Below are 4636 nucleotides of genomic sequence, written 5' to 3'. Positions count from 1 at the left end.
CCGCCGCGGGCTTCGCGCCGACCCCTCGCGGCCTGCGGCTGCGCGGCCAGGCGTGAGCGGGCAGCGGCCCGGGGCCGGTCGGGGGGTGGGCCGTGCCCGAGGGTGACATCCTGCGACGCACCGCGACACGCATGGACCTCGCGCTCGCCGGGCGCGTGCTCGTGCGTGCCGAGCTCCGCTGGCCGACGGCAGCCACCGTCGACCTCGTCGGCCGCACGGTGCTCGAGAACGTGTCCTACGGCAAGCACCTGCTCACGCGCTTCGACGACGGCCGGACCCTGCACACGCACCTGCGCATGGAGGGGTCGTGGCGCATCGCGCGCAGCGGGACCCCGGACGCCCGGGCCTCCGGCACCTGGGTCCGCGCGGTGCTCGGGAACGAGCTGTGGACGACCGTGGGCGAACGCCTCGGGATGCTCGACGTGGTGCCGACGAGCGAGGAGCACACGCTCGTCGGCCACCTGGGCCCGGACATCCTCGCGCCCGACTTCCCGACCGTCGGGCTCGTGGAGGGGCTGCGGCGCTGGGGTGAGCGCGGGTCGGAGCCCGTCTGCGACGTCATGCTGGACCAGCGGGTCGTCGCGGGGATGGGCACGATCTACATGGCCGAGCCGCTGTTCGCGGTCGGGCTCTGGCCGTGGACGCCGGCGGACGAGGTGCCGGACCCCGAGCGGCTGCTCGGGGTCGCGCGCGCCATGATGCTGCGCTCGGTCGAGGCCCGGATCCCGACCGCGACCGGCGAGCAGGGCTTCCGGGCGACGAGCCGCGTCCACGGCCGCGCGGGGCAGCCGTGCCGACGCTGCGGGACGCCGATCGAGAAGGGGCAGGCGCGCAAGCCCCCGATGGAGCGCCCGGTCTTCTACTGCCCGCGCTGCCAGCACCCCTGAGCCGGGGCACCGGGCGTGGGAAGGCACCGGGCGCGGAAGGTGCCGCCCACGCGTGACGCGCGAGCACCCCGGTGGACGCGCCGCGGCACGTACGTGGCCGACGGTCCCGTGCATGCGGGCGTGCGCGGGCACGCGCGGAGCGGTGGGGCCCCGGACGCACGAAACCCGCGGTCGCGCAGCGGCACGCGACCACGGGTCCGTCGTCTCAGCCGGCTCCGAGGGGCTCCCCGGGCCGGACGTCAGGTCTCAGCCGATCGGAGCGAGCTCCGAACGGGATCGGGCCCAACCACCGTCGGCGGGTCCGCCGAACGACGCAGTCAGGTCCGCAGGCACGGTGTCCGGGATCAGCAGACCCTCGGCCACGGCGACACGGTCGCTCACCTCACGGAGCACGAGCGACAGGGGGACGTCGAGCGCGTCGCAGATGCTGCCCAGCAGCTCCGACGACGCCTCCTTCTGACCCCGTTCCACCTCGCTCAGGTACCCGAGGGACACCCGAGCCGCGGAGGACACCTCACGCAGGGTGCGACCCTGCCGCTGTCGGGCATCCCGCAGCACATCGCCGATCTCGCGGCGCAGTACGACCATCTGGCGTCCCCCTCTCGCGTCTCGATCCTCACCCTGTGCGGGCGTCGGGAGCGAGGACCTGGTCCCGACCCCCACCGTGACGCCCGTACGTCCCCTCGCGGGGACACTTCCACCGTACCTCGCGCCGCTCGTGCGCGCGGTCCCGGGTCGAGCCGCCGGTCTGGTGTTCATCACGACCATCCCAACGCCCATGGTGACCCGGGTGTTCCCCCCGGCGCAGCGCCTGCACACGACATTCACCCCATGGGAGCGACAAGATCACGCGCGAGCGCGAGCACGGCGTCGCGCGCCCCCTCACGGACCCGTGTCCGGTCCCCGGGCAGCACGAGCGCGCGCACGTGCGCACCGGCCGGGCCGACGACCGAGACGAACACCGTGCCCGGCGACTGGCCGTCCTGCGGGTCCGGACCGGCGACCCCCGTCGTCGCGAGGCCGACGTCGGCACCCATGCACGCCCGGACGCCCTCGGCCATCGCGTACGCGACGTCCGGGTCGACCGCGCCGCGGACCTCGAGCAGCCGGCGGTCGACGCCCAGGAGCGACGCCTTGAGGTCCGTCGCGTACGCCACCACTCCCCCGCGGACGACCTGGGAGGCTCCGGGCACGGCGACAAGCTCGGCGACGACGAGCCCCCCGGTGAGCGACTCGGCGACCGCGACGGTCCATCCCCGCAGCGCGAGCCCCGCGAGCAGCCGTTCCGCGACCCGCGCGGGACGTGGCCCGACGCCCGGGGCGGCGCCGTATTGCGAGTCGATCATGCGCGACGGGGCCCGGTCAGTGCGCGGTCGCCGGCGGCCGGTGCTCGGCGCGCCGCACCCGCAGCGCGGTGCGCACGTAGTCGACCCCGGTCGCGAGCGTGACCACGACGGCGGCCGCCATGACGACGGCCGCGACGACCTCGACGGCGTCCGGCAGGTGGTCGAGCGGCAGGAGGTAGAGGCCGATCGCGACGGACTGCAGCACGGTCTTCGCCTTGCCGCCGCGCGACGCGGGGAGCACGAGGTACCGCAGCAGGAACAGTCGCATGACCGTGATCGTGAGCTCGCGCGCCAGGACGACGACGGTGACCCACCAGGGCAGGTCCCCGAGGTAGGACAGCAGGACGAAGGCCGTCCCGATGAGCAGCTTGTCCGCGATGGGGTCGAGGATCTTGCCGAGGTCCGTCACGGAGTTCGAGCGGCGGGCGATGTGCCCGTCGAACCGGTCCGTGACCGCCGCGAGGACGAAGATGCCCGTCGCGACGAGCCGCCAGCGCACCGTGTGACCGCCGTCGGCCAGGAGCGCGAGGGCGAAGAACGGCACGAGCACGATCCGCAGGACGGTCAGCGCATTCGCGACGTTCATTCGGGAGGGGACGGCTGCGACCACGTCGACAGCCTACGGGTGCGTCGGGGCGCCCTGCGCCCCGAGGGTCCCAGGCCGGCGCCCGGTCGCGCCCGTCGCCCGGCCGCGCACGGGCGTCACCGCGTGCCGAAGCCGAGTCGTCCGGGGTCGGGCTCCTCGTCGGCGTCGTCGTGGTAGTCCGTGGCCACGGGCGGGTCCCCCGGCATCGCACCGTCGGAGGACGCGTACCGGTCCTCGTCGGGCCCGGACGCCGCCGGCTCGCCGTGGTCGCCGCGCAGCATCGCGAGGGTCCCGGGCAGGTCGTCCGGCTGGACGAGGACCTCCCGGGCCTTCGAGCCCTCGGACGGCCCGACGATCTCGCGCGACTCGAGCAGGTCCATGAGCCGCCCGGCCTTCGCGAAGCCGACGCGCAGCTTGCGCTGGAGCATCGACGTCGAGCCGAACTGCGTCGTCACGACGAGCTCGGCCGCCTGCAGCAGCAGGTCGAGGTCGTCGCCGATGTCCTCGTCGACCTGCTTCTTGGCCACCGTGACGGCGACGTCCTCGCGGTAGCTCGGCTTGAGCTGCTGCTTGACGTGCTCGACGACCGCGTGGATCTCGCTCTCGGAGACCCAGGCGCCCTGCGTGCGCATCGGCTTCGCGGCGCCCATGGGCAGGAACAGCGCGTCACCCTGCCCGATGAGCTTCTCGGCGCCGGGCTGGTCGAGCACGACGCGCGAGTCGGTGAGCGACGACGTCGCGAACGCCAGCCGCGACGGCACGTTCGCCTTGATGAGCCCGGTCACGACGTCGACGCTCGGTCGCTGCGTCGCGAGGACCAGGTGGATGCCGGCGGCACGCGCGAGCTGGGTGATGCGCTGGATGGACGCCTCGACGTCGCGCGGGGCGACCATCATGAGGTCGGCGAGCTCGTCGACGATGACGAGCAGGTACGGGTACGTCGCGATCTTGCGCTCGGAGCCCGGCAGCGGCTTGACCTTGCCGGCGCGCACCGCGGTGTTGAAGTCGTCGACGTGCTTGAACCCGAACATCGCGAGGTCGTCGTAGCGCGCCTCCATCTCGCGCACGACCCACTCGAGCGCCTCGGCGGCCTTCTTGGGGTTCGTGATGATCGGCGTGATGAGGTGCGGGATGCCCTCGTAGATCGTGAGCTCGACCCGCTTCGGGTCGACGAGCACCATGCGGACCTCGTCCGGCGTCGAGCGCATGAGGACCGAGACGATCATCGAGTTCACGAAGCTCGACTTGCCCGCGCCGGTCGCGCCGGCGACGAGGAGGTGCGGCATCTTCGCGAGGTTGGCCACGACGTAGCCGCCCTCGACGTCCTTGCCGACGCCGATGACCATCGGGTGCTCGCTGCGGCGCGCCGCGCTCGAGCGCAGCACGTCGCCGAGCGACACCGTCTCGCGGTCGGTGTTCGGGATCTCGATGCCGATCGCGGACTTCCCCGGGATCGGCGACAGGATGCGCACGTCGGCGCTGGCGACGGCGTAGGCGATGTTCTTCGAGAGGGCCGTGACGCGCTCGACCTTGACCGCGGGGCCGAGCTCGACCTCGTAGCGCGTGACGGTCGGCCCGCGGGTGAAGCCGGTGACCTGCGCGTCGATCTCGAACTGGTCGAGCACGGTCGTGAGCGCCTCGACGACGCGGTCGTTCGCGGCGGAGCGGACCTTGTGCGGGGCGCCCTTCGCGAGCACCTCCTCCGAGGGGAGCGTGTAGAGCACGTCGCCCTCGAGCATCGGCTGCTCGCCGCGCGGCACCGGGGCCGTGGGCGGCGGGGCGAGCGGGCGGCGGGCGGCCGCGGCGGGGGTGCCGGC

General features: G+C 73.7%; 5 protein-coding genes. 1 reads left to right on the top strand and 4 read right to left on the bottom strand.

What is annotated here, in order from left to right:
- The first annotated feature begins 92 nt into the window (after window positions 1-92).
- The gene (locus tag AB6N24_RS22650) at window positions 93-887 is read left to right on the top strand and encodes an Fpg/Nei family DNA glycosylase (protein ID WP_412871614.1); all 795 of its coding nucleotides are present in this window, start codon (window positions 93-95) and stop codon (window positions 885-887) included.
- A gap of 246 nt (window positions 888-1133) precedes the next feature.
- Here AB6N24_RS22650 and AB6N24_RS22645 read toward each other — a convergent pair whose 3' ends face one another.
- The 4 genes from AB6N24_RS22645 to AB6N24_RS22630 all read right to left on the bottom strand — a co-directional run.
- Entirely contained in the window at window positions 1134-1475 is a 342-nt protein-coding gene (locus AB6N24_RS22645) for a helix-turn-helix domain-containing protein (protein WP_412871613.1), read from the bottom strand.
- Between the two features lie 236 nt (window positions 1476-1711).
- Window positions 1712-2233 carry a CinA family protein gene (locus AB6N24_RS22640; RefSeq protein WP_412871612.1) on the bottom strand — a complete coding sequence of 174 codons (522 nt, stop codon included), beginning with the start codon at window positions 2231-2233 and terminating at the stop codon, window positions 1712-1714.
- A 16-nt stretch (window positions 2234-2249) separates the two neighbouring features.
- Complete coding sequence (gene pgsA, locus AB6N24_RS22635; protein ID WP_412871611.1) at window positions 2250-2843, bottom strand: CDP-diacylglycerol--glycerol-3-phosphate 3-phosphatidyltransferase; 594 nt, start codon at window positions 2841-2843, stop codon at window positions 2250-2252.
- A gap of 92 nt (window positions 2844-2935) precedes the next feature.
- Window positions 2936-4636: DNA translocase FtsK (locus AB6N24_RS22630; protein ID WP_412871610.1), on the bottom strand; the 1701-nt coding region annotated here is incomplete at its 5' end.

Source organism: Cellulomonas jepli, assembly GCF_047229345.1.
In the GTDB taxonomy this organism is placed as follows: Bacteria; Actinomycetota; Actinomycetes; order Actinomycetales; family Cellulomonadaceae; genus Cellulomonas_A.
The sequence above is the reverse complement of the archived record's forward strand: the minus strand, read 5'-3'. Positions and strand labels throughout refer to the sequence as shown.